This is a genomic window from Alcanivorax sp. 97CO-5 (genome assembly GCF_000524665.1).
GTDB lineage: Bacteria > Pseudomonadota > Gammaproteobacteria > Pseudomonadales > Alcanivoracaceae > Alcanivorax > Alcanivorax borkumensis.
In genome coordinates, this window is record NZ_KI965907.1 from 25,390 (window position 1) to 52,277 (window position 26,888).

Below are 26,888 nucleotides of genomic sequence, written 5' to 3' on the forward strand. Positions count from 1 at the left end.
GCGGGAGCAAGGAGCCTCGAAAACGGCAACAGATTAACCTAAGTCCGTCAGCGCGCCTTCGCTGGCCGAACCCACCAGCCGTGCGTATTTGGCCAGCACACCACGGGTATAGCGTGGTGCTGGCTGTTGCCAGTTAGCACGGCGGCGTGCCAACTCCGCATCAGACAGCGCCACGACCAGGGTGTTGGCTTCGGCATCAATGGTAATTTGGTCACCGTTTTCCAATAATGCCAGCGGACCACCATCGAAAGCTTCTGGGGTCACGTGGCCTACCACGAAACCATGGCTGCCGCCGGAAAAGCGACCATCGGTAATCAGCGCCACCTCGTCACCCAGGCCGCGCCCCATGATGGCAGAGGTGGGGGTGAGCATTTCACGCATGCCTGGGCCGCCGCGGGGGCCTTCATAGCGGATCACCACCACATCCCCGGACACCACAGTGCCATCATTGATCCGCTGCTGCGCTTCTTCTTCCGAACCGAACACCCGGGCCGGGCCGGAAAAGTGGGTGCCTTCCTTGCCGGTGATCTTGGCCACTGCGCCATCCGGCGCCAAATTGCCATAAAGGATGCGCAGGTGACTTTCTGCTTTCAGCGGCGCAGACAGTGGCGCGATGATCGTCTGATCCAGTGGATAAGGACTGACATCCGCCAGGTTCTCAGCCAAGGTACGGCCGGTGACCGTCAGGCAATCACCCTGCAGCAAACCCGCCTCCAACAGCACCTTCATCAACGGCTGAATACCGCCGATGGCCACCAACTCGCTCATCATGTAATGGCCGCTGGGGCGCAGGTCCGCCAGCACCGGCACCCGCCTGCCGATCTCGGTAAAGTCATCCAGCGACAGCGGCACCCCCACGGTGCGCGCCATGGCGATCAGGTGCAGCACCGCATTGGTGGAACCGCCCAGGGCGATCACCACAGTGATGGCGTTCTCAAATGCCGCCCGGGTCATGATGTCCGAGGGCTTGATGTCCTGTTCCAGTAGCGCCAACACTGCTTCGCCGGCGCGCAGGCAATCATCACGCTTCTCTTCCGACACCGCATTCTGTGCGGAGCTGCCCGGCAGGCTCATGCCCAGCGCTTCAATAGCCGAGGCCATAGTGTTGGCCGTGTACATGCCGCCGCAGGCACCGGGCCCGGGAATGGCAGTTTCTTCTATCTGCTTGAGTTCGATTTTGTCCATGTCGCCGCGGGAATGGGCTCCCATGGCTTCGAACACAGAAACAATATCCGTGTGGCCCTTGCCGGGCATGATGGTGCCGCCGTAGACGAAGACGCTGGGGCGATTCAGCCGCGCCATGCCCATTAGGCAACCGGGCATGTTCTTATCGCAGCCACCAAGAGCTACCAGGCCGTCAAAGCCTTCACAAGCCGCCACGGTTTCAATGGAATCGGCAATCACCTCGCGGGAGACCAACGAATACTTCATCCCTTCGGTACCATTGGCGATGCCATCGGAGATGGTGATGGTATTGAAAATCACCCCTTTGCCGCCGGCCGCATCGGCTCCAGCGCAGGCTTTTTCGGCGAGCTCACCGATATGGCTATTGCACGGCGTCACCTGACTCCAAGTAGAAGCAATGCCCACCTGGGGTTTATGGAAATCCTCATCGGTAAACCCCACCGCCCGCAGCATGGCCCGGCTGGCGGATTTACCGGGGCCGTCCACGACCTTTGCTGAATGGCGGCGACGCGGATCGCCCTTTGAGTCACTCATATGTTCTCCTGATTCCAGTTAACGCTTCACCGCCAGCACGGCAAAGGTGTCGCCCACGTCCACCCGTGCCGGGTGGCGGCGGCCGATCAACATGCCCGCAAACGGCGCCCGATAGTCCACCGGTGGCTCACCGGTACGTTCCAGGGAGTACACGCGGGCAAGCACGTCACCCTGTTGCACCCAGTCACCCAGGTCCACCGCAAATTCCAGCAGGCCACGATGCTGACTGACACGGTAATAGTCTGCGCTGGGGATCTCCAACGCCTGCGATGCCACCGGCAGCGGATCACCGGGCAAGATGCCGGCAAAACGCAACACATTGTCCACGCCTTGCTCCGCCAATGCCACGGTGCCCGGGGTGGTGGTGCCGCCTCCACGCAGCTCGGTGCTGATGAAGACCCGGCCTAGGCTTTCCACCACGCTGTCGAATAGGGCGGCCTCTTCCAGCTCCGCCATAAACAGGGTGTACGGTGCGCCAAAAGCTTGGGCCCCGGCCAGGCAACAGGCGCCAAAGGTGGCGTCGGCCAGCCGATGGGTGGCCGCGAAGGGCAATAGATCCAGAGTACGCCCACCGGAATGCATATCCAGCACCACGTCAGCCAACGGCACCAAGTAGCGGGTGAAGTAATCGGCGATTTTTTCGGTAAGGGTTCCCACGGGGTTGCCTGGGAAGGCGCGGTTCAAATTGCCGCCATCCAACGGGGAGGTGCGTGTGCCGTTCAGCACCGCTGGGTGGTTCATCATTGGCACAATGATGACTCGGCCACTGATCTCTTCCGCGCCTAGCCGGTTGGCCAGCTTGAGCAGGGCGGTGATGCCTTCGTATTCATCACCGTGGTTGCCCCCGGTGAGCAGCGCGGTGGGGCCCTCGCCGTTACAAATCACCGTGATCGGGATCATCACATTGCCCCACGCCGACTGGTCATGGGAGTACGGCAGCTTGAGGAAACCATGTTGCACGCCGTCCTGATGGAAATCCACCGTGGCGCTGATCGCGCTGTCCTGCATAGCGAGTCCATTATCTCCGAATCAGAGTGCATATGACGCACCCGGTTCTTTACGCCTATAATGCGCGCTTTACCAGGATCGCGAACAGGACATTCCTTAATATGGCCGACAAAGGCACGCTGTACATCATTTCCGCCCCGTCCGGCGCCGGCAAAACCAGCCTGGTGGCCGCACTGGTCGACAAGCTTGCCCAGGTACGCATTTCCATTTCGCACACCACCCGGGCCATGCGCCCCGGTGAAAAAGACGGCGTGAACTACCACTTCACCGACCGCGACTGTTTTGTGCGCCAGGTGGAGCAGGGTCGTTTTCTGGAACATGCGCAAGTGTTCGGCAATCTCTACGGCACCAGCGCTGACTGGGTAGCCCAGACCCTGCGCACCGGCGACGATGTCATTCTGGAGATTGACTGGCAAGGCGCCACCCAAATACGCAAACAGCTCCCGGATTCAGTCAGCATCTTCATTCTTCCGCCCTCCCTGGAGGCACTGGCTGGCCGCCTGCGCGGCCGGGAAACCGACGACGAAAGGGTTATTCAGCAACGCCTAGACGGCGCACAAGAAGAGATGAGCCACTACGGAGAATTCGATTATCTGGTGGTCAACGATGACTTCCAGCGTGCCCTTTATGAGCTGGAAGCCATTGTCGAAGCTCGCCGGCTGGTGACAGCACGACAGGCCGCGCGCCAAGCCGCCACCCTGCAGAACCTGCTCGCCCGGCGCTGATCGCCCGGCGCCGCGCTTGCCACGGCACCGCCGTTCGGCGGCCGGCACTGGACTTGCCCCGCCCTCAGCCCGTAAAATCGCCTCCTTGCGAATTATCAGACGGCGCGGGCTCATGTCGAGCCCGCCTCGTCAGCTTGTCAGGAGAGCAACATGGCACGAGTTACCGTAGAAGATTGCCTGGAAAAACTGGATAACCGCTTTGAGCTGGTGCTGGTTGCCGGCAAGCGCGCCCATCAATTGCAGAGCGGCGGTAAAGAGCCACGTGTAGCTTGGGAAAACGACAAACCCACCGTTGTCGCCCTGCGCGAAATCGCAGAAGGCCTCGTCACCGCTGAATCCGTGGATAACCCCATCGCGGACCGCAGTGCCGACGTGGACGAGCTAGCGCTGCTGACCCAGTCTTTCGGCGAGTAATAAGTACCCGCCCCCCCTGTTTTATTGCGATAGCAAAAAGCAGACAGAGAAACGCAGAGGCTTAGATTAGAGCCTCTGCGTTTTTTTGTGGGCAGCACACGGTGCCCCCATTACTCTTTACGATCCCCCATTGTTTTTACCCAGCCGAATAATAGTTCGTCGCTATCCGCCTTATCGTAGACAAACCCCGCCCTCAAATCTAAGCTAAGAGTCATCTTAGAACCTGCTACTCGCCAAGGGCGTGACGAGGCCTTTTGCCCACCATTCATAATTTGGAAAAACGGTTACGTAGTTATCTGGACGATGATCAAATCGCCCAGGTCGTACACGCTTACCATTTTGCCGAGCAAGCCCATGAGGGCCAGTATCGTCGCACCGGCGACCCCTACATCACCCATCCACTGGCAGTCGCAAACATCCTTACCGACATGCACATGGACCATGCCTCGCTTATGGCGGCCATGCTGCACGACGTAATCGAAGACACAGGCATCAGCAAGGAGCAGCTGGCAAACGAGTTCAGCGAGGAAGTGGCCGAGCTGGTCGATGGCGTTTCCAAAATCGCCCAGATCAAGTTCGAATCCAAGGCCGAGCAACAGGCAGAAAACCTGCGCAAGATGATGCTGGCCATGACCCGGGATATCCGCGTTATTCTTATCAAGCTGGCCGACCGCCTGCACAACATGCGCACCCTGCATGTAATGCGCGCGGAAAAGCGTCGCCGTATCGCCACCGAAACCATAGAGCTGTACGCCCCCATCGCCTTCCGCTTGGGCATGTACAACATGCGGGTTGAATACGAAGACCTGGCCTTTCACGCCATCTACCCCATGCGAGCCAAGCTGATTGGGCAGGCTGTTAAGAAGGCTCGCGGCAACCGCAAGGAAATCCTCTCCACCATCAAGACTAGCCTCGAGCATTGCCTAGAAGAGGAAGGCATCGAAGCACGCGTGCTGGGCCGCGAGAAGCACCTGTTCAGCATTTACTGCAAAATGAAAGAGCAGCACAAACCGTTCGTGGATATCATGGATGTGTTCGGTTTTCGTATCATCGTGGACCGGGTAGATACCTGCTACCGCGTGCTTGGCGCCGCACACAACTACTTCACCCCGATTCCTGGGCGCTTTAAAGACTATATTGCCATCCCTAAGGCCAATGGCTACCAGTCCCTGCACACCACGCTGAAGGCTCGCTCCGGGATCCCGCTGGAAATGCAGATTCGTACCGAAGAAATGGAAGCCATGGCTAACAATGGAATCGCCGCCCATTGGCTTTACAAGTCCGATGACGAGCCTGGCTCGCCCACCCACAGCCGCACCCAGAGCTGGATGCAACGGTTACTTGAGCTGCAGCAAAAAACCGGCAATTCCATGGAGTTCATCGAAAATGTGAAGGTGGACCTATTCCCGGACGAAGCCTATGTGTTCACCCCCAAGGGGGATATCAAGGAACTCCCCGCCGGTGCCACAGCCGTGGACTTCGCCTACGCGGTGCACACCAAAGTGGGTAACAAATGCGTCGCAGCACGTATCGATGGCAAGCTTGCCGCTTTGTCCACACCACTGGAGTCCGGGCAGACCGTCAAAATCATCACCGCACCCAGCGCCACGCCAAACCCAGCATGGTTGAACTTCGTAGTTACTGGCAAGGCACGCACCAACATTCGCCATTTTCTCAAGAATCAACGCCGCGAAGATGCGGTCGAGTTGGGCCAACGGCTATTGGAAAAAGCCCTGCATTCCTACGAGATCGGCATGGATGATTTGCCTATCGGCCGCGTGGTCAGTGAACTGGCCGGTAACGGTTATGTGGAGCTGGATGGCCTACTAGAAGATATCGGCATGGGCAATCGCCTAGCGCCACTGGTCGCGCGCAAACTTGCCGGCGCCCGCGATGACGACGAACGCCAGCACGAAGAGGACCGACGCCCACTAGCCATCCGCGGCAGCGAAGGCCTGATGGTCAGCTACGCGAAGTGTTGCTGCCCTTTACCCGGCGACACCATCATCGGCCACCTTAGCGCCGGGCGCGGCATCGTAGTCCACCGTGACACCTGCAAAAACCTGCTGGCGGAAATGCGTAACGCCCCGGAGAAATGCATTGCCTTGCGTTGGGATAAACAGGTGGAACAGGAATTCACTGCCACCCTGCGTATCGAGCTAATCAACAAGCGCGGCGTGCTCGCCATCCTGGCCAACAGCGTGTCGGAACTGGGTTCCAACATCGACACCATCGACATGGCTGAGAAAGACCCCACCCTCACCATTCTCAATGTGACCATGACCGTAAAAGATCGGATCCACCTAGCGCGCATCATCAAAAAACTACGCACCCTAGACAGCATAGTAAGAATTCACCGGCTTTAAGAAACGCTTCTCGCAAGAGCTGAGCATACTCAAACGCTCCCTATTACGCGCTGATAGTTCGGAGCGTTCTGACGGTTACCGAGGCCTCCCACCTCATCACAGGCAACGTCCTTGTGGCATGAACGATAATATGGAGGCGGTCTCACTTTGAGAGCGGACAAGCAGTTTACCTGTACGTTCGCACCAACTTGACTCGGTGCTATCCTCTAACGCTCTTTTGGTTGCGCCTCAGGGCATCCCATGCAAGCATAACGGCCTTAAATTATTCTGCTCGCTCAATGGCATCCAGCCAACAGCTCAACTATTGAAGATTCAGACCATGTCCAACCATTCTGTAATCAGCACCGACAAGGCCCCACAAGCCATTGGCACCTATTCCCAGGCCATCAAGGCTGGCCCCACCGTTTACCTATCAGGCCAAATTCCACTGGTACCAGACACGATGGAACTGATTGATGGGGACATGGAAGCGCAGATTGAGCAGGTGTTTAGCAATCTGACAGCCGTCTGCGAAGCAGCCGGAGGCAGCCTGCAGGATATCGTAAAACTCAATATCTTCCTCACCGACCTGAGCCACTTTGCGCTTGTCAATGAAGTGATGGCACGACATTTTAGCCAGCCCTATCCGGCCCGAGCAGCCATCGGTGTGGCCGCACTACCCAAGGGCGCTGGCGTGGAAATGGACGGCATCCTGGATATCGCCTAGCCCCCCTGCTGAACACACTACTATGCCACGCACACGCTCGCCCATTACGAGCGTTTTTGTTAGCTCACCCCCTCCGAAAGGAGGGGGAGACAGTACGTTTCAAAAAGCGCAGCATAGTAAAAACGGTCAGCGGGCCAACGCCCGTTTTCGTTAATCGGGCAACATCTAGGGAGAGCGATATGGATACCGCGACCCGCGACCTCAACACCTTGTTTGATCAGCTCGGGCTCGCCAGCAGCGACCACGACATCGAAGATTTCATCCACCAGCATGGCGGCACGCTCGCCGACAGCATGCACCTACACCAGGCCCCTTTCTGGAACGAATCCCAGTCAAAGTTTCTCGTCGAAGCGGTTCGCGAAGACGCAGAGTGGGCAGAGACCGTAGATACCCTCAGCGCGCTGTTAAGGCACTGATAGTAGCCCAGCGGAGATTCCTTAGGTGTGCAGTTCTGCTAGGTAAGGCAAGCTTAAAAGCCCCTTCCCCGGTGCTACACCGTGTTGACGATTGCCACTAGTCAATCGGCAGTAGCAACAGTATTCGATCAAAGAATAGACAGTAGAGCAGCAGGGGCACCGGTAGCCCAATCACAGTACCCAGCATGTAGTGACGTAATTTTACTCCGCTGAGCGACAGCGTGTAATTAAGCGCAGGCATCGTCTGAAATAGTAAACGCAACAAGGCGACACTGCGTATTGGGTGGCTGTCCAAGCGTGCCAGAATTTGCCTAGCGAAAGGGTTCTGAATGTCGCGCAACGCACTCCCCCCAAGCCCACGCACCAGCACATAGGTTGCCAGACAAGAAATGCACGCTGCCACATAGGTTGCTAGCCCGCCCATCACCGTACCCAGAGCCAAAATGGCCGCCGCCAAGAAAATCCAGCCCGGTAGCTGTATAAGATTACCAATCACGAAAACCACAACAAAAGCGATAAACCCGCTCACCGGGTTGGCTTCAAGCTGCGCCCGCAGAAACGACACTGACATCTGCTCACGCAACCCTGACAGCTCCACCGTTATCAACACCAGCGCCAATATCACGACCAACATAATCAAACGGCGATAGCGAGCGAGTGAAAAAGAAAGCGCCACAGCAACAATTCCAGAAAGGGTCAGTAATTCAGTGTAAATCATTACAGACGGGGAAGAGCGTGAAGGAGTAAAACGCTATTGATTCCCAGCTTCACGCTGAAGCTGAGATCTTGGTTTTTCAGCCCAGAGCCCGCTCGGAATCCAGCACCTGCTGATACCCCTCCGGCAGGACATCAGCCCAGGCATCAAGCCCCTGGCGCAAATCGTCCAGAGAGGAGGCCGCGAGATTAGCATGGCCCACCTTGCGGCCCGGACGCACACTTTTACCATACCAGTGCACCACACCCGGATGCTGGAGCCAGGCGTTTTCAAATGGAGTACCGATCAGATTTACCATGGCAGACGAGCCATGCACATTCAGAGCATGGAGCGGTACGCCGGCCAAAGCATGAACGTGTAGGTCAAACTGAGACCAATCCGCACCTTCATGGGTCCAGTGCCCGGAGTTATGTACCCGCGGGGCAATTTCGTTGACCATCAGCTGGCCATCCACTTCAAAAAACTCCACCGCCATGACGCCGGCATAATCCAACTCTTCCATAATGCACTTGAGCATTATTTCCGCCGGCGCCTGCAGATCGGAACAGGCATTCGCCGGTGCCAGACTCAAGCGCAGAATACCATCCACATGCCAGTTTCGGGTCAACGGGTAGAACAATGTTTCGCCGGTAATACTGCGCGCGCCGACAATGGACAGCTCGCGGCGGAACGGAATTTTCTGTTCTACAATCGCTTTGCCAGCCAACTCAACAGCAGGCACTGCACTCAAATCACCACCTTCGCCGACGATCCAGGTGCCCCGCCCGTCATAACCGCCACTGCGGGCTTTTACCACTACACCACCAAAGTCCGCCACCGCACGAGGCAAATCTTCAGCCTGGTCCAGCATTACCCAAGGGGCAGTGGGAATGCCCAGCTTGTCCAACATGGTTTTCTGGGTAAATCGATCGGGAATGACCTGCAGGGCCCCGCGCGCTACACAACGATCACTCTGGGCTAATTCAGCGGAGAAACCGGTTTCTGGAAACGCTTCACGTTCCACGGTGATCACCGGGTAGCGCTCTTGGCACTCTTCCCAACTAATCGGCACAGCCAAATCAGAAGTACCCGGCAACAGCAGCGCCCGCTCGGGATCGTAACGGTCTACCACTAGACCCAAACGGGCCGCAGCTTCTGCCATCATCAAGCCAAGCTGGCCACCACCGAGAACAAGTACGCGATTCATAGCAGATCCGTCAGAGCAAACAAGGAAAGGAGCAGCGCAGGGAGTTAACCCTGCCCCAGCTCGGCATTGGCCAACACTTCATCCGCACGGGTGGCTTTCCAGTCGGCAATCGCCTGCAACAACGCCGGATTTTCCGTCGCCAGCATCTGCGAAGCTAACAGGCCCGCATTCCAGGCCCCCGCCGCGCCAATGGCCAACGTACCCACCGCCACGCCTTTGGGCATTTGCACGATAGACAGCAGGCTATCCCAACCGGATAGCGTGCGGCTTTTCACCGGCACACCCAGCACCGGCAGCGGGGTCAAAGACGCAATCATACCGGGCAAATGGGCCGCACCGCCGGCACCGGCAATGATCACCTTGTAGCCATTTTCATGGGCGCTTTTGGCAAAATCATACATGCGCTGGGGCGTGCGATGGGCCGAAACCACCTCGGCTTTCCAGCCCACATTGAAATGGGTCAGGGCGTCACAGGCTTCTTTCATGGTTTCCCAGTCAGATTGGGAGCCCATTACCACGGCAACCGGCGTGCTCATTCGCATTACTCCATTGCGCCCATTACAGGCTTTTGCGGGCGCATCAGAACCAAGCCACGCCAACACAGAAAAAATTGAGGCGCACACTTTACTAATGCCAGCGCCGGAGGCAAGTCTATCGACGAAAAAATGATCGACGATGAAGCTCTCAGCCGACAGATGGCGATTTTAGCGTGATTTGGTTGGGAATGCGCTTCTGCCCTTGCCGCCTGCCCACGCAACTCCCTTCAATTACAGAACAGAGGCGTAAGCGACAACCCACAAAACAAAACGGGCCATGATCATTATTTGAAATGCCGCCGCCGCATCATCCCGAATAAGAAATGATGCGCAGACACTGCATTGGATTCACTCAAGGATAAAGTCATGTGGCCGCTTACCTCCCTGCCAACACCTGAGCATAGCCGTCCTGATAGCCGGGATATTGCAGGGTGTAATGGCCCTGCTGGATATATAGGCTCGTCACCTGCTTGCCCACTGCCGGTTCATCCGGCACCGCCAAGGTCAACCCTTGCTGGTCTGCCAACCATTCCAATACATCCAGATTACGGCCGCCCACCGCATCGGTGCCAATCACCAACGGTGGCATTTCATGGCCACCCAGCCAGCCTAGCACCACGCTACGCAGTAGCCCCACGCAATCGTCACGGTGGATCCGATTGGTCCACTGGGGGGCAGGTAGACTTTCTTCGCCACGGGCCAATCTGGCTGCCTTGTCGATCTGCCGATATCGTCCCGGCCCGTAAATACCGGTAAAGCGCACCACAGTACTCAGACTACGAGTGCTAATTTCCTCTTCCGCCGCGAGCAGCACCTTGCCGTTATAGCGGCTCGGACGAGGAGGGGTTAGCTCATTGACCACCCCTTCCACGTCGCCAAACACCGCGCTACTGGAGACAAACACTACCGGGGACAGCGGCTGCTGGCCTTCCAGAGCATCCAATAACATTAGCGGCGCCCGTACATAGGCCTGCAAATACCCTTCTTCACTGTACTCGCTCGGAGTCATGATGATGACAAGTAAATCCACCGGATCCGGCGGTAGCATGGCCACCCCTACAGTCAAATCTTGGCTATACAATTCCACTCCACCCGGCGCCTGTTCACCGCGGCGAATGGCACTGATGCGATGCCCGTCTACGATTAATTGTTTGGCCAAGCCGCTGCCTAGGTCACCCAGACCGGCAATCAAAATATGAGACATGAAGGCTCCTTGCGTACCGCCAGTAACCCGATGCCGGATGGCGAACGCAGGCTGTTCTTACGTTAGTCATCCGGCACCTAGCGTACGACGCCGTTAATATGCACAATGGTATTCAATCGAATAAGCGTATCAATGCCATGACATTAACAGAACTTCGCTATCTGGTCGCCTTAGCCCGGGAACGCCACTTTGGCCACGCGGCCCAAGCCTGCAACGTAAGCCAGCCAACCCTGAGTGCTGCCATTAAAAAACTGGAAGAGCAGCTGGGCATGCCACTGTTCGAGCGCCGCCCCCGGGAAGTGGTGGTTACGCCTCAGGCCGAACCCATTATCGCGCAAGCCCAGCGCGTGCTGGAGCAGGCGGACCTACTTTCCCAGATGGCAATGAGCCAGCGCGATCAGCTTGGCTCACCGCTGCGGGTTGGCGCAATCTTTACCGTTGCCCCATATCTCTTTCCCACCATGGTGCCGCGGGTCCGCAAAGCCGCAGCGGAAATGCCGCTATTTATCGAAGAGAATTACACCCACGTATTGCGGCGCAAGTTAGAGCACGGCGAGCTGGACGCCATCATCGTTGCCCTGCCATTCTCCGGTGGTGGTTTGGTGCGTGCGCGCATGTACGAGGAGTCTTTTTCGGTATTGCTACCGGCAGACCACCCCTGGACCAAGCAAAAGAAAATTGCACCTGAACAGCTGCTTAGCGAGACTCTGCTATTGCTCGGTGAAGGCCACTGTTTCCGCGACCAAGTACTGGAACTGTGTCCCGCCATCGATTCTCAACACCAACGCAACCTGGTGCAAATCGAAGGCGGCTCGCTAGAGACTTTGCGGCATATGGTCGCGGGCGGCCTGGGCATCACCGTGCTGCCCAATTCTGCCTTGCACCAACATGGATACGACAAGCACACTTTTGCGGTTCGTCCATTTGAAGAACCAGTGCCCTCGCGGACCATCGCGCTAGTTTGGCGCGATAGCTTCCCACGCCCCAAAGCAATCGAAGTATTGCGACAGGCCGTACCCAAGGAAGGATTGTCAGGATAACAACGATGAACAGGCCGGTTTTTCCCTGTAAGAGCTCCTGTAGCGATGCGAACCGACTTGCCGGCACGCCTCCAAGCACCCTCTGCACCTCAACAGGTGCGGTTATGGCGACCTAACATCATGGCCGGTGACTCCCTCTCCAGCCTACCCCTGAGCCGCCTCAAGGGCGTCGGCCCCGCCGCTGCGGAAAAACTGGCCAAGCTGGGCCTGCATAACCTAGAAGATCTGCTCTTCCACCTACCGTTCCGTTACGAAGACCGCACTCGCATTTCCCCCATCGGCAGCCTGCGCCCGGAAACCGGCGTGGTCATCGAGGGTCAAGTAATGGCCGCCGATGTGATATTTGGCCGACGTCGCTCCCTGCTTTGCAAAGTGGCTGACGGCACCGGCATGGTGACGCTGCGTTTCTACCATTTCAGCGCAGCACAGAAGAACACCCTAGAGCGCGGGCGGACTATTCGCGTCTATGGCGAGCCCCGTCCTGGTTCCGCCGGGCTGGAATTTTATCATCCAGAATACCAGCTAGATTATGCTGACAGCGGCCTGCCGCCACTGGAAAAAGCATTGACCCCGGTCTACCCCACCACCGACGGTGTCAGTCAGAAAACCCTGCGCAACCTCACCGGGCAGGCCCTGAAATACCTACAGGCGCACCCTCCCCAAGAGCTGATTCCTGCCCAACTGCTGGATCAGAGCGGCCTGCCCAGCTTAGCCGACGCCTTGAGCAAACTGCATAATCCACGACCAGATGACCCGGTGAACTTACTGCTGGAAGGCAAACATCCGGCAGTAAAACGGCTGGTGATGGAAGAAATGGTGGCTCACCAATTAGGCATGCTGCAAAAACGCGCCGGACAGAAAGCCTTCCATGCCCCGCGCCTTGGCGGGCAGACACTGTTTGAAAAACTACAGGACAGCCTACCCTTTAACCTCACTGGCGCCCAAAAACGAGTCATCGGTGAGCTGATGGGCGACATGAAACAAGCCCACCCCATGTTACGTCTGGTACAAGGCGATGTGGGCTCAGGCAAAACCCTGGTAGCCGCCGCCGCCGCCCTTGCCGCCATTGAGTCCGGCTATCAGGTCGCGTTAATGGCACCTACGGAGCTGCTGGCGGAACAGCATCGAGAAAACTTCCACCACTGGCTGGCGCCACTGGGTATAAAAGTACACTGGCTGGCGGGCAGCCTCGGCGTAAAAGCCCGCCGGGAAACCAACGCAGCGCTAGCCGATGGCAGTGCGCACATCGTGGTCGGCACCCATGCTTTGTTTCAGGAGGCCGTACAGTTCCATCGCCTTGGGCTCACCATCATTGATGAGCAGCACCGCTTCGGTGTGCAGCAGCGGCTGGCCCTGCGTGAAAAAGGGCGCGAGGATAACGCCCATGGCATTCAGGTTCCCCACCAATTAGTCCTCACCGCCACGCCCATTCCCCGCACCCTGGCCATGAGCGTCTATAGCGATCTGGACACATCCGTGATCGACGAAATGCCACCGGGCCGCAAGCCCATCGACACCTTGGTGCTTCCCGAGAGCCGACGCCCCCAAGTAATCGAACGCATTAACGATGCCTGCCGTCCCTCTGCTAAAAAGAAAAACACTCAGGCCTACTGGGTCTGCACTTTAATTGAGGAGTCTGAAGAACTGCAGGCTCAGGCAGCGGAAGCAACATTTGCGGAATTACAGATCGCCTTGCCGGAGCTGAAGGTGGAGCTGGTACACGGGCGCATGAAGGCGAAAGAAAAAGCCGAGCGTATGGCACGTTTTTCGCGGGGAGAAGCGCAATTGCTGATTGCCACCACCGTCATCGAAGTGGGCGTGGATGTACCCAACGCCACCCTCATGGTAATGGAAAACGCCGAACGGTTGGGCCTCGCGCAGTTACACCAGTTACGCGGTCGCGTAGGCCGTGGAGCCGAGCAAAGCTACTGTTTACTGCTATACAAAAACCCTCTATCGCATACTGGCAAGCGACGCCTGGCGGTAATGCGCGATACCACCGACGGTTTTGTTATTGCCGAAGAAGATTTGAAACTACGTGGACCCGGCGAATGGCTGGGCACTCGCCAGACCGGCGACCTGGCCTTTCGCATCGCCGATCTGGTTCGTGATGAAGCGTTAATGGAGCCCGCCAAAGAGATCGCCAACAAACTAATGCAAGACTACCCACAGTGGATCGACCCCCTGTTACGTCGCTGGCTAAAGGGCGGGCAGAACTTTGCCGACATCTGACACAAACGAAGAATCCCCAAGATCAGGGGCGTTGTCACCGGGGAATGACAAAGGGGTCTTGCTCCTTTTTATAAAGCAAAAAAACCGAAGCCAAAACATACCATTCTCGAAAACAATAATGTTGAGAACGTCCTGACAAAAGAGATTTCAACAGCCGGCTAGAAACACACCTCTTGAACCTGAAATTCAACCCGCCACTGCCGTTGGCTTGCTAACCAGCCGCTCCGCCGGGAAATGACAGGTAAAGGTGCTGCCCTTGCTCAGTTCGCTGACGATTTCCAAGCGCCCATCATGGCGAATCATTACGTGTTTAACGATGGCGAGGCCCAGGCCGGTGCCCCCGGTTTCTGTAACGCGGCTATTGTCTGGCCGGTAAAAACGTTCCGTTAAGCGCGGGATGTGGGCGGGGTCGATGCCAATCCCGTTGTCTGTGACAGAAAAGTGCGCGCCGCAAGAATCTTGCCACCAACGGATACGGATGGTGCCGTTGGCCGGCGTATATTTCACTGCATTGGTAATCAGATTGCCGAAGGCACTTTCCAGTTCAGCCGGATTGGCGATCAAGCGTGCGTCGAGAGGAACATCCAGCTCGATCTGGTGATCCTTGTCGCTGCCTATAGCCAACGCATTTTCTTTCATCCGATTAAGCATGCCATGAACGGGTACCGCCTGACGTACACTGTCAGCTTCCGTTCCTTCTAATCGGGCCAGTAATAACAAATCGGCGACTAGGGCTTCCATGCGGTTGGATTGATTGTCCATTTGCATCAATGCGCGACGCAGACGGGCCTGTTCTTCCGGGAGGGTATCGAGCAGGGTTTCCAGGTAGCCTTTGAGCACGGTAAGCGGCGTCTTTAATTCATGGCTCACATTGGCTACAAAATCTTTGCGCATTTGTTCCAAGTGATGCAGCCGCGTAACGTCACGAGCAATCAATAATTGTTCGCCGATACCAAACTCAGTTACGCGGAACTGCAGGATACGGTTGTCATTCACCGGTGAAGGGATTTCCAGCGGGTCCTGAAAATCCCCTTTGCTTAGATAACCGGTAAACCGAGGATGGCGGATCAGGTTTGTCAGTGGCTGGCCCAGATCTTGGCTCGCATTAAAGCCCATGGCACGTTCGGCGGCATGGTTCCAATATTCCAGATAACCGTGTTGGTCGATGAGGATGACTACATCGTCAAGGGCGTTCACTGACTGTTGGGCGCGGTGGATGATGCCTTGCAGGTTTTCCTGGGCGCGACGTTCTTTTTGGAACAAGTGCTCAAGGCGGGTATAAAACTCACCCCACAGCCCGATACTGTCTGGTGGCTCGGTATGATCGTCGCGCACCAGCCAGCTGTACAGGGCGAACAGTTGCCGGGTGCTCCAAATAATATAGCCCCCCAGCCCTACCAGCAGTGGCCAAGTGTGGCCCACTGCCAGGGCAGCCAGAGCGGCCAGAAATATCAGGCCGGCAATGCGATTAACTTCCTTGGCCAAGCTGGCTTTCATGGGTATTCCACCGCAATTACTTTGCTCGTTAGCCGGTATCGGGGGGGGGCGACGGCGCTGCCTAGTATAGGCAGCCGCATGCCTGCCGTCTCAACCTGCCTTGGCCGATTTCACTGAAAACCGGTAGCCGGTACCGCGCACGGTCTGAATAAAACGATCGTAGCCGAAGGGAGCCAGCGCCTTACGCAGACGGCGGATATGCACGTCGATGGTACGGTCTTCCACATAGACGTTAGCACCCCATACTTGGTCCAGTAGCTGGGTGCGCGAATAGGCCCGCTCTTGGTGGCTCATGAAAAATTCCAACAGCCTGTATTCGGTGGGCCCCATGTCCACGGGAGAATCGTTGGCGCTAATGCGGTGACTCACCGGGTCCAGGCACAGACCTTCTACTTCAATGGCCTTTTCCGCCGCGACACTAGACGCGCGCCGCAGCACGGCTTTAATGCGGGAGATTAGTTCACGAGTGGAGAAGGGTTTGGTGATGTAATCATCGGCGCCAACGTCCAGCCCTTGAATCTTGTTATCTTCTTCGCTTTTCGCAGTGAGCATGATGATGGGCACCTCGTTGGTAGTCTCATCACGCTTCAGCCGGCGGGCCAGTTCGATACCCGTGACCGACGGCAGCATCCAATCCAGCAGCACCAGATCCGGGCGCTCATCGACGATGATCTCATGGCCACGTTGGGCATTCTCTGCCTCCAGCACATCGAAATCGGCCAGTTCAAGGGCGACGGCGACCATCTCACGAATAGCGGGCTCGTCATCAACAATCAATATACGGTTTCGGGACATGGCTTCCTTCCTTGCCTGTCTTGTGAGTGGCGTGTGCCGCTCGGGATGTTATCTATTAGATTGCTTTTTTATGACATGTGTATGACAGATAGAGCCCCGCCACGCAACAACGCAGGTTAAGACGAACGGAAGGCCTGCAACCATCTGGCGACAGCCCCAAGCCACAAACGACAACACACGCCAGGCCTTAAGATACGGTAATAATATGCCCTCGATTAGCCGCTCAGGTGGACCGAATTATCCCTTTCGTCCCCCTTGAATCGCGGCGCCGAACACCATTAGGTGGCACTCTAAGACACCCCCGCTATAGGGGACTTGTAGCGATTCAAAAATACTGAAAATACAACCCGATAAACACGCATGCTCCGGCCCAATGATTATTCAGAAATGCGTGAAAGCTGGGCCAGCGTTCACGGTAGCGGATCAAGCTGTGCTGAAAGGCAAAGCTAAGGCTCATTCCAACCAAACCAGCGTACCAGGGCCAGGAAAAACCCAGCCGGTGGCCGACCATAATCAATGCCAATAGTGTCAGGGCTTGAAGGATGGCGATCATCAGGCGGTCGGCATCGCCAAACAGGATGGCGGTGCTTTTGATGCCTAGTTTCAGGTCATCTTCACGGTCACACATAGCGTATTCAGTGTCGTAGGCCACCGTCCACAGCACATTGGCCACGTACAGCAGCCAAGCGATTTCCGGCACTTCACCGGTTTCAGCGGCAAACGCCATGGGGATGGCCCAGCTGAAGGCAGCGCCCAAGAAAAGCTGCGGCATAAAAGTGAAACGCTTGGTAAAGGGATAAAGCACTGCAAGGCCCAAGCCGCCGAAAGACAGCCAAAAGGTCAGCTCATTGAGAAACAGCACTAGCCCAAAAGCCAATAGACCTAAGCCGCCAAACAGGGCCAGAGCCTGTTTGGCGCTGAGTGCACCGGTGGCCAGCGGACGTCCCTGAGTACGTTCTACGTCGCCATCGAAATTCCGATCGGCAAAGTCATTAATCACACACCCCGCCGCCCGCATGATCACCACGCCCAGAAAGAAAACCACAATAACGGTCAGGCTCGGCGTACCGGCCCCAGCAATCCATACCGCCCACAGCGTGGGCCATAGCAGCAACAGCGTGCCGATGGGGCGATCAAGGCGCATTAACTGAATGTAGGGCCAGAGAGTCGGGTAACGCTGTTCAACAAAGGCAAACATGGGGCATCCGAGTTGTCAGGGCGAAGATGAGTTTCAAACGACAAGCGACAAGTTTCAAGACTCGAGCCAGGAGGATAACCAATTAAAAACGCGACAACCGCACCGCGTCCGTTGGCTCTCCCCTAATAGATGCATAGAGATAAGCTTTGTCGTGTAGCCACGACGCTTGCACACAACGTGCGACGTGCAGCTTCTCCCACAGCGCGGGCAGAAAATACTCCGCCACCAGCAGGGGCGCGCCGCGTTTGATAAAGCGCGATTGGCGACCCCAGCATAGCGAATGATGTTGGTCAGTCGAAGCGAGTCGGGCCCACACCTGATCCCGCTGGCAGATCGGGCGGTTATACAGTTCAAGGCCAAGGGAGCGGCTACCCATGTGCCCCAGGGAGCGGTTTGCACCGGCAAGGCTAGTGAGCGGCAGCACACTGCGGGCAGCAACCACCGGGGTATCATCCAGGTGCAGTGTCACTTCACGGATCAATGCAGCGCGCCTTACCGGCAGCGATAACAGCCTCCGTTCATCGGCTCGAGGCAAGGCAATAGCATGTAGGCCGGGAACCACACTGAAGTGGCCGTAGCGCTTGAGACGCCGTGTCAGAGAGTCTGGATCAGCCATCCAGTCCCGAATAATCGGGGGCAGTACCAGCTGTTCCAGTGGGCGCCAAAGGCTATCGGGGTGCAGGGCGGCAGGCAACATGGCTCTCTCATGATATCGCGCACTATCGCGGGCGGCAGGACTATGGCCCATGTCTTACGGTAGAGCAAGCGGCGCCCTAGTGCTTCAGGAATCAGAGAACAGCAACCTTGAGCTTATGTAAGACGGTGCCGGCTGGCATTGATTTTTTTGCCTTACGCCGATAGGTTAACGCCCCCTGAGAACGCCCTGTATGTAGCACAGTAAGTAAGAGCTTACTTTACCTGACGAGGTTCACAATGAAGAAGTGGGAATGTGTAGTGTGTGGTTTCATCTATGACGAAGCCGAAGGTCTGCCCGATGAGGGTATTGAGCCGGGTACCGCCTGGAACAACGTGCCGGAAGATTGGGTCTGCCCCGATTGCGGCGTGGGCAAGGACGACTTTGAAATGGTAGAAATTTAAACCACTACCTCAGTCACTCCGCCTGTCCATTAATTGTTAAGGATTACTCATGCATCCTATTGTCATCGTCGGCACCGGCTTGGCCGGTTTCAACACCGTCAAGGAATTCCGCAAGCTGGACAAAGAAACCCCCATCGTCATGCTCACCGCAGACGACGGTCGTAACTATTCCAAGCCTATGTTGTCTGCCGGCTTCAGCAAGGGGAAAACCGCCGATGACCTGTGCATGGCCACCCCGGAAAAAGTGGCTGAGCAACTTAATGTTGACGTTCGCACTGGCGTGCATGTAGCCGGCATTGATGCCGCTAACAAGCGCGTACTGCTGCCCGATGACCACCTGGACTACAGTAAACTGGTACTGGCGCTGGGTGCCGACACCTGGACACCGCCGCTGGAAGGCGATGCAGTGGGCGAAGTGTTTTCCGTCAACGATCTAATGGACTACGGTAAGTTCCGAGCAGCCGTGGAAGGCAAGAAGACCGTGACCATCCTCGGCGGCGGTCTGATCGGCTGTGAATTCGCCAACGACTTATCCAACGGCGGATTCAAGGTATCTTTGGTTGAGCCCATGGGCCGTTGCCTACCATTGCTACTGCCTGAGCAAGCCTCAGAGGCGGTGGGCCGTGGGCTGGCGGATCTGGGCGTGCAGTTCCACTTTGGCCCATTGGCCAAGGCGGTACATCATGGCGATAACGGCCAGTTGGTGACCGAATTGTCCGATGGTAGCCAACTGGAGTCCGACGTAGTGTTATCGGCTATCGGTCTACGCCCGCGTATCAGCCTGGCCAAGGAAGCAGGGCTGGATACCAATCGCGGCATCCTGACCGACAAGAGCCTGCGTACCAGCGCGGAGCATATCTATGCGCTGGGCGATTGCGCTGAGGTGCAGGGCCATGTGCTTCCCTACGTTCTACCGTTAATGGCGTCTGCCCGTGCCTTGGCAAAAACCCTCGCGGGTGAGACCACTGAAGTCAGCTACGGCGTCATGCCGGTAACCATTAAAACCCCGGCATGCCCAGTAGTGGTATGCCCTGCTGCAGAAGGCAGCGAAGGCGCCTGGGAAGTGGAAGCCGAGGGTAATACCGTGCAGGCTCTGTTCCGTAGCAAGGATGGCAGCCTGTTGGGTTATGCGCTCACCGGTGAAGCGGTCAAAGAGAAAATGAAGCTCAACAAGGAACTACCGGCAATAATGCCGTAACAGCCACAAGCTGTTAGCGACAGGGCGCGGGCGGGATAAGTAAGCGAGACGAATTCTCTTGCCCCGCGCTACACTATGGAACAGCCATAGAAGTCATTGGCTTGCATGGCCTATTTCCGTATTGCAGTTTGACGCTTGCCCCTGACAGACAAGGATTTCTCATGAAATTTGCACTGGTATTGCTGGTTCTTGGTTGGCGGTTACGCTGGTTGGCGTGGCGTAACACAGGCTTTCAAAAGCAGCTGGAGAACCGCAATGTGGTGATGCAGTGGCGCACCTTCGCGGGCAAGCCGGCGCGCAGTTTTCATTTCATGCCAGGCAAGGTCGTGTCCAAGGCGGGTATTCACGGCAAGCCCACGGTAACCCTAAATTTCAAAGACGCAGGCTATGCCTTCCGCACCTTGCAGGAAGCGGGCAAAAACCAGATGGCGTTCATGGAAGGCATGCAGGCCGGTAATATCAAGATCGAAGGCGATCCGGGCCAGCTTATGTGGTTTATGACTTTAATGAAATTCATCATGCCCGGTGGCAAAAAGTAAACGCTGCCCCCTTACTCTGCTCTTTGCGCGCAACCTAAGGCTACATGCTGGATTACGCACGTAAGGAGCTCTTGTAGCTCGCGTGCACCCAAAGGACACAGGCCCTAAAGGCGGAACGTCACAACCCGCCGCGCTCAGGCAAAGACCCTGGCCTGAACCGAGAGCCTCAGTAGCCAAACGCTCTCCAATCCATTTGCTTCAAGGACGGTATATGTTGATGGCTCAACGTGTTTTTGCATTCTGCTCGCTCCTATTGCTGGCGGCCTGCGCCACCACCACCGAAACCAATTCCACCTGGCAAACCAAAACCGACGAACCACGGCCGAGCTTTGCCCACCTGTATGTGCTGGTGCTGTCAGAAAACCCAGTGGCCTCTGCTGCTGTAGAACAGCAAGTAAAGAAGAGCCTGGCCAAGCGCAAGGTGGAGACCACCTTAGGCAGCACCACGTTGCCGGCAACTAACCGGCAGGCAGCGGATTTTCGAAGCAAGGTTGAGCAGGCTGTAAAAGATAGCGACGCCGATGGGGTCATGGTGGTGACACTATTAAAGAGCCAAGAGCGTGACGAATACATGCCGCCCACGGTGGATTACCTGCCTATGGCTTCGGCGCCCATGTATCTTGGCTATGGCCCCTATGTAAGCTACAGCCATCGCGCGCTGTACCAGCCAGGTTATTATCAGAGCGCCACTGACTATTACCTGCAAACCCAGCTTTACAGCGTCAAAACGGCGAAGCCCGTGTGGCAAGCTCAATCTCGCAGCATGAGTCCCTACAGTCTGAAAAGCGGTGCCGAGGGCTACGCCAAGAGCGTGGTAAGTAAGCTTGACCGTGATGGCGCCCTGAAAAGATGATCTTGCCTAGCCGGGAGCCAGAGCCCGGCCTAGCCCCCCCTTGCTTTGACTCTATCTCAAGCTCTACCTTCCGATTCTGATTCTGACCATTGGTCCCCCACCGTGATTCTATCTCGCTTGACGCTATGGCGATCACCATGCCGAGGGTATGATTAAGGGTACTAGTAAGTTTGCATGGGCCAGGAGGCCCGTTGAGGCCAGAGGGGACGGCATGCATTCAACCATGAAAACGCTGCTTGAGCAGATGCGAATCACCGAGATGGATATCGATGCTCGAAAGCGTCTGCTGGATTTCAATGATGATGATGTGGACGCGCTGCTACAGTGCCGACCCCATGTGGAGAGCCGCCTCGATGATATCGTTGAGATATTCTATGGCATTCAAACCAGCAACCCGGATATTGCTGCGCTGATTGGGGATGTCGATACTTTAGAGCGACTGGTGAACGCCCAGCGTCATTACATTCTGGACCTATTTTCCGGCGTCTACGACTTAGAATACACCAACAACCGCCTGCGAATTGGCTTGGTGCACAAGCGAATTGGCGTTGAGCCAAAATTCTACCTTTCCGCAGTGCATTTGCTGCACCGGTTGCTGGTAAAAAACATTACCGAAGCCATTGATGCCAGTGCAGAGCGAGACCGCGCCTTGAAGGCGCTGGACAAGCTAATTTACTTTGACGTCACCTTGGTGTTTGAAACATATATCTTAAGCTTAGTGTCGGAAATCGAAACGGCAAAGGATCGTACCGAAGAATATGCGCGGGCACTGGAAGAAACGGTTGCCATGCGTAATGGCCAATTACGTATCGATGCCCTCACCGGCCTGACAACCCGCCGTTACCTTAACGAAGTCCTGCACCGAACGGTGAAGGCCGCTCAACGCCGCAGAGAACCAGTAGCGCTGATTTTCGTGGACGTGGACGCCTTCAAAGAAATCAATGATCGGCGCGGTCATGCCTATGGTGATCGAGTCCTTGTTGAGCTTGGCAAGGTGCTAAAAGAAACCGCCCGAGGTGAAGATACTTGTGTGCGCTATGGTGGCGATGAGTTCTGCGTAGTGTTGGCCAACAGCACTGAAGAGCAAGCGGAACTTGCCTATTGCCAACGGACTCGACGACTGCTGGCGGAGCGATTGCCAGAGGTCAGTATTAGCATGGGCGTGGTGCAGACGGGGCCGGATCATTTCGAAGACGTGGATGCATTGCTGTACTCTGCTGACCAGCGCATGTATTTGAACAAACCTAGCCGGTGTGAACTAAACGCTGAGATCATGCATGATGGCGACGTCGACCCCATAACACCCAGGCCATGAATACTCCCCGGGCTGCCATGAAGCCATTCATGGTTAACCACAGGCCATGGTTATCCCAGCCACGGGAGCATACCCAAAGCATAAAGAAGACCCCCACTGACGCCAGCATGGTGTTGCGCATGGCGGTACCCCTGGTGGCGCCGACAAAGATCCCATCCAACCAAAATCCGGCGCTAGCGGTAACGGGCAGCAATAATACCCAAGGCAGATACTCGATGGCCGTGTCACGGATCGATTGCAGGTCGGTGAGTAAACCAATCAACGGTGCGCCGCCTAAGCAGAACCCCAGCAGGCCCACCAGCGCACAGCCGATGGTCCAGCGGCCGGTAGCCGCCACGGCGTCTGCAAAGGCTTGGTGATCCTGCCTGCCCTGAGCTTCCCCCACCAACGCTTCCGCAGCATTGGCAAACCCGTCCAGCAGGTTACTCAGGATTAGTAGAAAGGTAATCAGTACCGCATTGGCCGCTAGCGTAGCATCGCCGAGCCGTGCGCCTTGGGCGGTGAAGAAAAAGAAACACGTCAGCAGCGCCAAGCTACGAATAAAAATATCCCGGTTCACGGCCATCAGTGCCCACATAGCCACAGGCTGCCACACGGTTTCCCTATGCGCGGGCGGTCGCAGGGCAGCGCGCAGCCAGAACAGACCACCGGCCAAGCCCACATATTCTGCGCAGGCGCTCGCAATGGCCACACCACGGACATCCAGATTCCAGACCTGTACCAGCAATATATCCAGCAACGCATTGGTACTGTGCATCAACACCGTCATTTTTAAGGGCACGCGGGTGTTGTGGGTGCCGATGGCAAAGCCAATAAGGGCAAAATTGGCCAGCGCGGCAGGAGCACCGAGAATGCGGATGTTGATGTAATCCCGCGCCAGCCCCTGCACCGCATCACTGCCGCCCAGTAGCCACAGGCCCGCATCGCGCAGCAGCGGTGACAACAGAATCAGGGCAAACCCGAGCAGGGTCGATAGCAGCAAGCCACGCAGTAACACCACACGGGTGTCCCGCTTGCCTCCCTGCGCTTGAGAAGCAAAGCCGGTGGTACCCATGCGCAGGAAGTTGAATGAAAAATACAAGAACATGAAGAAATTGCTGCCCAACGCCACCGCCGCCAGGTAGCGAGGATGCGCCAGATGGCCTACCACCGCCGTATCCATAAGTCCCAGCAACGGGGCGGTCAAATTGGACAATAACAACGGCCAGGCCAGCATCCAGATACGTTGGTTGAGGGTCACACTCATTCAAACTCCGGAAAAACCCTTCTACTACGCCGCTGTAGGCATTCTCATTCAGGGGCATGAATCTTGCTCAGCACGGCATCAACCTGAAGGCCCATCAGTCATGCCAGGGTGCGACAGGTTCAGGCCGATATCCGATTGCTCGGCGAGGGTCTGGTTCGCACCTTAAGAGGTGCTCCTACCAAAGAGGCTTGTCATGACCCCCTGCGCAACAGCGTCAGCACAAACAAGCTGCTGGCGGCCACCACGATGGATGGACCCACCGGCGTGTTGGCGTACCAACTTACCGCCAACCCGACCAGCACCGACAAGGTGCCCAGCACGCTGGCCACCGCAGCCATCTGTGCTGGCGTATGGGTCAGACGGCGGGCGCTGGCGGCGGGAATCACCAGCAACGAGGTAATCAGCAGCACGCCCACGGTGCGGATGGCACCGGCGATCAGCAGGGCCAGCAACAACATCAGTAATAGCCGGGTGCGTTGTACTGCGATGCCTTCCACCTGGGCCAGTTCTTCGTTGACGGTAATGCTGAGCAGTGCCCGCCACTGCCACAGCATCAGCATCAGAATGACCATGGCGCCTACCCACAGGCCGGTCACATCCTGCCAGCCTACGGCGAGCAAATCCCCGAACAAGTAGGCGAACAGATCCACCTGGATGCCGGTTTGCAGGCTAATGGCGATGACCCCGAGTGCCAGGGTGGTGTGGGCGACAATGCCAAGCAGGGTGTCTCCGGCCAGTTGCCGTTGCCGCTGCAGGCCGCTGAGGGCGGCAGCCAGCCCCAGGCACACCGCCACCACCGCCACATACAGGCTGATATCCAGCGCTAGCGCCAGCGCTGCGCCCAATAGCGCGCCGTGGGCCAGGGTGTCGCCAAAAAACGCCATGCGCCGCCACACTACAAAGGCACCCATGGGGCCGGAGACCAATGCCACGGCCAGCCCGGCCAGTAATGGCGGCAGTAACAATTCAATCATGATTGCAGGGCCCGTTGTGATCGTGGGAATGCGTGGCATTGCCGTGCAGATCATGGTCGTGATCATGATCGTGGGTGTATAGCGCCAGGTTAGGTGTACCGGCACCGGGGCCGAACAACTCGTGGTAGGCCGGGTCCCGGCTTACCGACTCCGGGCTGCCGGAACAGCAAACGTGGCGCTGTAAGCAAATGACTTCATCGGTGGCCGCCATGACCAGATGCAGATCGTGTGAAATCAACAGGATGGCACAGCCCAGCTCGTCACGAACGGTCTTGAGCAGGCCATAGAGAGCATTCTGCCCGGCCACATCCACGCCCTGGGCAGGCTCGTCCAGTACCAACAGATCCGGCTTGCGCAGCAAGGCGCGGGCCAGCAGTACCCGCTGCATTTCTCCGCCGGACAGCTGCTGCACCCCGCGCCGACGCAGATGGGCCACCCCGGCCCGCTCCAAGGCCGCCCGGCGGGAGGCCGTAGGCCCCGGTGCCGCCAACCACAAAAAACGGTCCACTGTGAGCGGCAGGCTGTCGTCGATCTTGATGTGCTGGGGCATGTAACCCACCCGCAGGCCTTTACGGCGGATCACCGTGCCATGGTTACTGTCTGGCTGCACTAGCCCCAGTACAAGCCGCGCCAGCGTGCTCTTACCGGCGCCGTTGGGGCCAATCAGCGTAGTGATGCGACCGGGGGCCAGGCTCAGGCTGACGTCAGACAGCACAGCATTGCCTCCTAGCGTAACCGACACCGACTGCACAGTGACCAAAGGTTCTGGCATAAGAAAAGGGCCCGAAGTACAAAAACGTAATGATATACTGCCGCTCTTTCGCCTGCACTGAAGGGCGAGTTAACCGCAGCAAACGACAAGGTGCGCCATAGGCGATGCAGGCTGCCTCCGCCAGATAGGGTTTCTGTTGTCGGTGCGGCTGAGTCGTTATTCGAGTGGAGCTACGCCCATCCCGCACCTTGCGACTTGGAGGTTGCTCCTGCTGCGTCATTTCAATTCAAGGAACCCCATGCGTCATTTCTGGTTAATCCTTTTGTTATTCCTTGGCTCCCCCGCCTGGAGTCAGACCGTGGTAGCCAGCGTGGAGCCGTTGGCGAAGGTACTGCGCAGCCTCTATGGTGAAAAGATTACGGTCACTACTTTAATGCAGGGCAACCAGAATCCGCATCAGCTGGCATTATCCCCTCGCCAAGCGATGGCGGTGCAGCAGGCGGATCTGGTGGTGTGGTTGGGCGCGGACGTGGAGGCTCCACTGGCGCCTCTGGTGGCGCGCCGTAAAGGACGGACTGTGGCCTTACTGGAATTGGAAGGCGTGTACCGACGCAATGGTGAGCATCAGCACCATGAGGACCATGACCATGAGGGGCATGCTGCCAGCACCGACCCTCACCTGTGGTTATCCGTGGATAATATGGTGTTACTGGCGGGCGCCGTCGGTCAGCAATTTCCGCACGGGCTAACGCCGGGCCAGCCCCAATTGTGGCAGCAGGAGGCCAAGGCTCAGTTACAAGCCGAGAAAAAGCAGTTGATGCCATTGGCGCAGGTACCCTGGCTGAGCTATCACCAGCCTTGGGGTTATCTAACCGAAAGCCTTGGGTTGGCCAACCCGTTGGTGGTATCAGAACAACTGGGGGCCGGGCCGGGTAGCCGTCGTTTTGTCACCCTGGCGGGGCAGGTGCGAGACCAGCAAGTGCGTTGCGCGGTTCAGGAACCGGAAGCTCGGGCCGGCCTGCTCAAACGTCTGTGCCCAGACTGTTACGTACAGCCGTTGGATCCGTTAGGACGCGACTCCTTACAACAGAAGTACCTGCCCTGGTTGTCAGAATTGAGTAGTGGGTTTGCTCAATGCTTACAAGCCGCCAAAGACACCTGAGATTCCAGCTCACCGAGGGGACGTGTGGCGCAAC

The 26,888-nt window shown here is 57.1% G+C and carries 26 protein-coding genes; 13 read left to right on the forward strand and 13 right to left on the reverse strand.

Annotation, left to right across the window (positions count from 1 at the left end):
- Window positions 1-33: 33 nt before the first annotated feature.
- Window positions 34-1,719 carry a dihydroxy-acid dehydratase gene (gene ilvD / locus Y017_RS13530; RefSeq protein ID WP_035461475.1) on the reverse strand — a complete coding sequence of 562 codons (1,686 nt, stop codon included), beginning with the start codon at window positions 1,717-1,719 and terminating at the stop codon, window positions 34-36.
- An 18-nt stretch (window positions 1,720-1,737) separates the two neighbouring features.
- Window positions 1,738-2,727, reverse strand: a complete 990-nt coding sequence (gene doeB, locus Y017_RS13535; RefSeq protein WP_035461477.1) for a N(2)-acetyl-L-2,4-diaminobutanoate deacetylase DoeB — start codon at window positions 2,725-2,727, stop codon at window positions 1,738-1,740.
- Window positions 2,728-2,828: 101 nt separating this feature from the next.
- Between doeB and gmk the strand changes: the two genes are divergently transcribed.
- The 5 genes from gmk to Y017_RS13560 all read left to right on the forward strand — a co-directional run bounded on the left by gmk (window position 2,829) and on the right by Y017_RS13560 (window position 7,354).
- The gene (gene gmk, locus Y017_RS13540; RefSeq protein ID WP_035461479.1) at window positions 2,829-3,452 is read left to right on the forward strand and encodes a guanylate kinase; all 624 of its coding nucleotides are present in this window, start codon (window positions 2,829-2,831) and stop codon (window positions 3,450-3,452) included.
- Window positions 3,453-3,602: 150 nt separating this feature from the next.
- Window positions 3,603-3,866: a DNA-directed RNA polymerase subunit omega gene (rpoZ, locus tag Y017_RS13545; RefSeq protein WP_011587474.1), complete on the forward strand. Its 264-nt coding sequence runs from the start codon at window positions 3,603-3,605 to the stop codon at window positions 3,864-3,866.
- Between the two features lie 254 nt (window positions 3,867-4,120).
- Window positions 4,121-6,232 carry a bifunctional (p)ppGpp synthetase/guanosine-3',5'-bis(diphosphate) 3'-pyrophosphohydrolase gene (locus Y017_RS13550; RefSeq protein WP_035461481.1) on the forward strand — a complete coding sequence of 704 codons (2,112 nt, stop codon included), beginning with the start codon at window positions 4,121-4,123 and terminating at the stop codon, window positions 6,230-6,232.
- A 319-nt stretch (window positions 6,233-6,551) separates the two neighbouring features.
- Window positions 6,552-6,938 carry a RidA family protein gene (locus Y017_RS13555; protein ID WP_011587472.1) on the forward strand — a complete coding sequence of 129 codons (387 nt, stop codon included), beginning with the start codon at window positions 6,552-6,554 and terminating at the stop codon, window positions 6,936-6,938.
- 179 nt (window positions 6,939-7,117) lie between these two features.
- Window positions 7,118-7,354, forward strand: coding sequence for a DUF2789 domain-containing protein (locus tag Y017_RS13560; protein ID WP_011587471.1), 237 nt, complete (start codon window positions 7,118-7,120; stop codon window positions 7,352-7,354).
- A 97-nt stretch (window positions 7,355-7,451) separates the two neighbouring features.
- Here the strand turns inward: Y017_RS13560 and Y017_RS13565 are convergent, their stop codons facing one another.
- The 4 genes from Y017_RS13565 to Y017_RS13580 all read right to left on the reverse strand — a co-directional run bounded on the left by Y017_RS13565 (window position 7,452) and on the right by Y017_RS13580 (window position 10,995).
- Complete coding sequence (locus Y017_RS13565; RefSeq protein WP_035461613.1) at window positions 7,452-8,030, reverse strand: TVP38/TMEM64 family protein; 579 nt, start codon at window positions 8,028-8,030, stop codon at window positions 7,452-7,454.
- A 118-nt stretch (window positions 8,031-8,148) separates the two neighbouring features.
- Window positions 8,149-9,255 (reverse strand): ATP-grasp domain-containing protein, encoded by a 1,107-nt coding sequence (locus Y017_RS13570; RefSeq protein WP_011587469.1) that lies wholly within the window; start codon window positions 9,253-9,255, stop codon window positions 8,149-8,151.
- A gap of 44 nt (window positions 9,256-9,299) precedes the next feature.
- Window positions 9,300-9,791: a 5-(carboxyamino)imidazole ribonucleotide mutase gene (gene purE / locus Y017_RS13575; protein WP_011587468.1), complete on the reverse strand. Its 492-nt coding sequence runs from the start codon at window positions 9,789-9,791 to the stop codon at window positions 9,300-9,302.
- A 376-nt stretch (window positions 9,792-10,167) separates the two neighbouring features.
- Window positions 10,168-10,995 (reverse strand): NAD-dependent epimerase/dehydratase family protein, encoded by an 828-nt coding sequence (locus Y017_RS13580; RefSeq protein ID WP_035461483.1) that lies wholly within the window; start codon window positions 10,993-10,995, stop codon window positions 10,168-10,170.
- A 137-nt stretch (window positions 10,996-11,132) separates the two neighbouring features.
- Between Y017_RS13580 and Y017_RS13585 the strand changes: the two genes are divergently transcribed.
- Together Y017_RS13585 and recG are read left to right on the forward strand one after the other, a co-directional pair.
- Window positions 11,133-12,035, forward strand: a complete 903-nt coding sequence (locus tag Y017_RS13585) for a hydrogen peroxide-inducible genes activator (RefSeq protein WP_035461615.1) — start codon at window positions 11,133-11,135, stop codon at window positions 12,033-12,035.
- A 120-nt stretch (window positions 12,036-12,155) separates the two neighbouring features.
- Complete coding sequence (gene recG, locus Y017_RS13590) at window positions 12,156-14,267, forward strand: ATP-dependent DNA helicase RecG (RefSeq protein WP_035461485.1); 2,112 nt, start codon at window positions 12,156-12,158, stop codon at window positions 14,265-14,267.
- A 186-nt stretch (window positions 14,268-14,453) separates the two neighbouring features.
- On the opposite strand, the gene phoR is transcribed toward recG, so the two are convergent.
- The 4 genes from phoR to Y017_RS13610 all read right to left on the reverse strand — a co-directional run bounded on the left by phoR (window position 14,454) and on the right by Y017_RS13610 (window position 18,454).
- Window positions 14,454-15,764, reverse strand: coding sequence for a phosphate regulon sensor histidine kinase PhoR (gene phoR, locus Y017_RS13595; protein ID WP_011587464.1), 1,311 nt, complete (start codon window positions 15,762-15,764; stop codon window positions 14,454-14,456).
- Between the two features lie 90 nt (window positions 15,765-15,854).
- Window positions 15,855-16,559: a phosphate regulon transcriptional regulator PhoB gene (gene phoB / locus Y017_RS13600; protein WP_011587463.1), complete on the reverse strand. Its 705-nt coding sequence runs from the start codon at window positions 16,557-16,559 to the stop codon at window positions 15,855-15,857.
- Window positions 16,560-16,884: 325 nt separating this feature from the next.
- A complete protein-coding gene (gene ubiA / locus Y017_RS13605) occupies window positions 16,885-17,757 on the reverse strand; it encodes a 4-hydroxybenzoate octaprenyltransferase (protein WP_011587462.1) in 873 nt (290 codons plus the stop codon).
- Between the two features lie 82 nt (window positions 17,758-17,839).
- The gene (locus tag Y017_RS13610; protein WP_011587461.1) at window positions 17,840-18,454 is read right to left on the reverse strand and encodes a chorismate lyase; all 615 of its coding nucleotides are present in this window, start codon (window positions 18,452-18,454) and stop codon (window positions 17,840-17,842) included.
- Window positions 18,455-18,690: 236 nt separating this feature from the next.
- Here Y017_RS13610 and rd point away from each other — a divergent pair, with 236 nt between their 5' ends.
- The 5 genes from rd (at window position 18,691) to Y017_RS13635 (ending at window position 22,760) form a co-directional block, all read left to right on the forward strand.
- The gene (gene rd / locus Y017_RS13615) at window positions 18,691-18,855 is read left to right on the forward strand and encodes a rubredoxin (protein ID WP_011587460.1); all 165 of its coding nucleotides are present in this window, start codon (window positions 18,691-18,693) and stop codon (window positions 18,853-18,855) included.
- A 49-nt stretch (window positions 18,856-18,904) separates the two neighbouring features.
- Window positions 18,905-20,053 (forward strand): rubredoxin--NAD(+) reductase, encoded by a 1,149-nt coding sequence (locus Y017_RS13620; RefSeq protein WP_035461488.1) that lies wholly within the window; start codon window positions 18,905-18,907, stop codon window positions 20,051-20,053.
- 161 nt (window positions 20,054-20,214) lie between these two features.
- Entirely contained in the window at window positions 20,215-20,592 is a 378-nt protein-coding gene (locus tag Y017_RS13625; RefSeq protein WP_035461490.1) for a hypothetical protein, read from the forward strand.
- A 211-nt stretch (window positions 20,593-20,803) separates the two neighbouring features.
- A complete protein-coding gene (locus Y017_RS13630; RefSeq protein WP_035461492.1) occupies window positions 20,804-21,445 on the forward strand; it encodes a hypothetical protein in 642 nt (213 codons plus the stop codon).
- A 211-nt stretch (window positions 21,446-21,656) separates the two neighbouring features.
- Entirely contained in the window at window positions 21,657-22,760 is a 1,104-nt protein-coding gene (locus Y017_RS13635; RefSeq protein ID WP_051428783.1) for a GGDEF domain-containing protein, read from the forward strand.
- On the opposite strand, the gene Y017_RS13640 is transcribed toward Y017_RS13635, so the two are convergent.
- The 3 genes from Y017_RS13640 to znuC all read right to left on the reverse strand — a co-directional run bounded on the left by Y017_RS13640 (window position 22,717) and on the right by znuC (window position 25,752).
- Window positions 22,717-24,006: an MATE family efflux transporter gene (locus Y017_RS13640; RefSeq protein WP_035461494.1), complete on the reverse strand. Its 1,290-nt coding sequence runs from the start codon at window positions 24,004-24,006 to the stop codon at window positions 22,717-22,719. The genes Y017_RS13635 and Y017_RS13640 overlap by 44 nt on opposite strands.
- A 191-nt stretch (window positions 24,007-24,197) precedes the next feature.
- Window positions 24,198-24,980, reverse strand: coding sequence for a zinc ABC transporter permease subunit ZnuB (gene znuB / locus Y017_RS13645; protein ID WP_035461496.1), 783 nt, complete (start codon window positions 24,978-24,980; stop codon window positions 24,198-24,200).
- The gene (gene znuC, locus Y017_RS13650; protein WP_011587453.1) at window positions 24,973-25,752 is read right to left on the reverse strand and encodes a zinc ABC transporter ATP-binding protein ZnuC; all 780 of its coding nucleotides are present in this window, start codon (window positions 25,750-25,752) and stop codon (window positions 24,973-24,975) included. The genes znuB and znuC overlap by 8 nt, the downstream gene beginning before the upstream one ends.
- Before the next feature lie 238 nt (window positions 25,753-25,990).
- Here znuC and Y017_RS13655 point away from each other — a divergent pair, with 238 nt between their 5' ends.
- A complete protein-coding gene (locus tag Y017_RS13655; protein ID WP_035461498.1) occupies window positions 25,991-26,854 on the forward strand; it encodes a metal ABC transporter solute-binding protein, Zn/Mn family in 864 nt (287 codons plus the stop codon).
- Window positions 26,855-26,888 lie beyond the last annotated feature (34 nt).

Coding starts and splice junctions, on each gene's coding strand:
- Y017_RS13640 (WP_035461494.1), bottom strand. CDS start 24,006: ATGAGTGTGACCCTCAACCAACGTATCTGGATGCTGGCCTGGCCGTTG.
- doeB (WP_035461477.1), bottom strand. CDS start 2,727: ATGCAGGACAGCGCGATCAGCGCCACGGTGGATTTCCATCAGGACGGC.
- Y017_RS13630 (WP_035461492.1), top strand. CDS start 20,804: ATGTTGATGGCTCAACGTGTTTTTGCATTCTGCTCGCTCCTATTGCTG.
- Y017_RS13635 (WP_051428783.1), top strand. CDS start 21,657: ATGCATTCAACCATGAAAACGCTGCTTGAGCAGATGCGAATCACCGAG.
- ubiA (WP_011587462.1), bottom strand. CDS start 17,757: ATGTTTGCCTTTGTTGAACAGCGTTACCCGACTCTCTGGCCCTACATT.
- rd (WP_011587460.1), top strand. CDS start 18,691: ATGAAGAAGTGGGAATGTGTAGTGTGTGGTTTCATCTATGACGAAGCC.
- Y017_RS13610 (WP_011587461.1), bottom strand. CDS start 18,454: ATGTTGCCTGCCGCCCTGCACCCCGATAGCCTTTGGCGCCCACTGGAA.
- purE (WP_011587468.1), bottom strand. CDS start 9,791: ATGAGCACGCCGGTTGCCGTGGTAATGGGCTCCCAATCTGACTGGGAA.
- Y017_RS13625 (WP_035461490.1), top strand. CDS start 20,215: ATGAAATTTGCACTGGTATTGCTGGTTCTTGGTTGGCGGTTACGCTGG.
- Y017_RS13570 (WP_011587469.1), bottom strand. CDS start 9,255: ATGAATCGCGTACTTGTTCTCGGTGGTGGCCAGCTTGGCTTGATGATG.
- phoR (WP_011587464.1), bottom strand. CDS start 15,764: ATGAAAGCCAGCTTGGCCAAGGAAGTTAATCGCATTGCCGGCCTGATA.
- recG (WP_035461485.1), top strand. CDS start 12,156: ATGGCCGGTGACTCCCTCTCCAGCCTACCCCTGAGCCGCCTCAAGGGC.
- znuC (WP_011587453.1), bottom strand. CDS start 25,752: ATGCCAGAACCTTTGGTCACTGTGCAGTCGGTGTCGGTTACGCTAGGA.
- Y017_RS13560 (WP_011587471.1), top strand. CDS start 7,118: ATGGATACCGCGACCCGCGACCTCAACACCTTGTTTGATCAGCTCGGG.
- znuB (WP_035461496.1), bottom strand. CDS start 24,980: ATGATTGAATTGTTACTGCCGCCATTACTGGCCGGGCTGGCCGTGGCA.
- Y017_RS13580 (WP_035461483.1), bottom strand. CDS start 10,995: ATGTCTCATATTTTGATTGCCGGTCTGGGTGACCTAGGCAGCGGCTTG.
- Y017_RS13555 (WP_011587472.1), top strand. CDS start 6,552: ATGTCCAACCATTCTGTAATCAGCACCGACAAGGCCCCACAAGCCATT.
- ilvD (WP_035461475.1), bottom strand. CDS start 1,719: ATGAGTGACTCAAAGGGCGATCCGCGTCGCCGCCATTCAGCAAAGGTC.
- phoB (WP_011587463.1), bottom strand. CDS start 16,559: ATGTCCCGAAACCGTATATTGATTGTTGATGACGAGCCCGCTATTCGT.
- Y017_RS13585 (WP_035461615.1), top strand. CDS start 11,133: ATGACATTAACAGAACTTCGCTATCTGGTCGCCTTAGCCCGGGAACGC.
- rpoZ (WP_011587474.1), top strand. CDS start 3,603: ATGGCACGAGTTACCGTAGAAGATTGCCTGGAAAAACTGGATAACCGC.
- Y017_RS13655 (WP_035461498.1), top strand. CDS start 25,991: ATGCGTCATTTCTGGTTAATCCTTTTGTTATTCCTTGGCTCCCCCGCC.
- gmk (WP_035461479.1), top strand. CDS start 2,829: ATGGCCGACAAAGGCACGCTGTACATCATTTCCGCCCCGTCCGGCGCC.
- Y017_RS13620 (WP_035461488.1), top strand. CDS start 18,905: ATGCATCCTATTGTCATCGTCGGCACCGGCTTGGCCGGTTTCAACACC.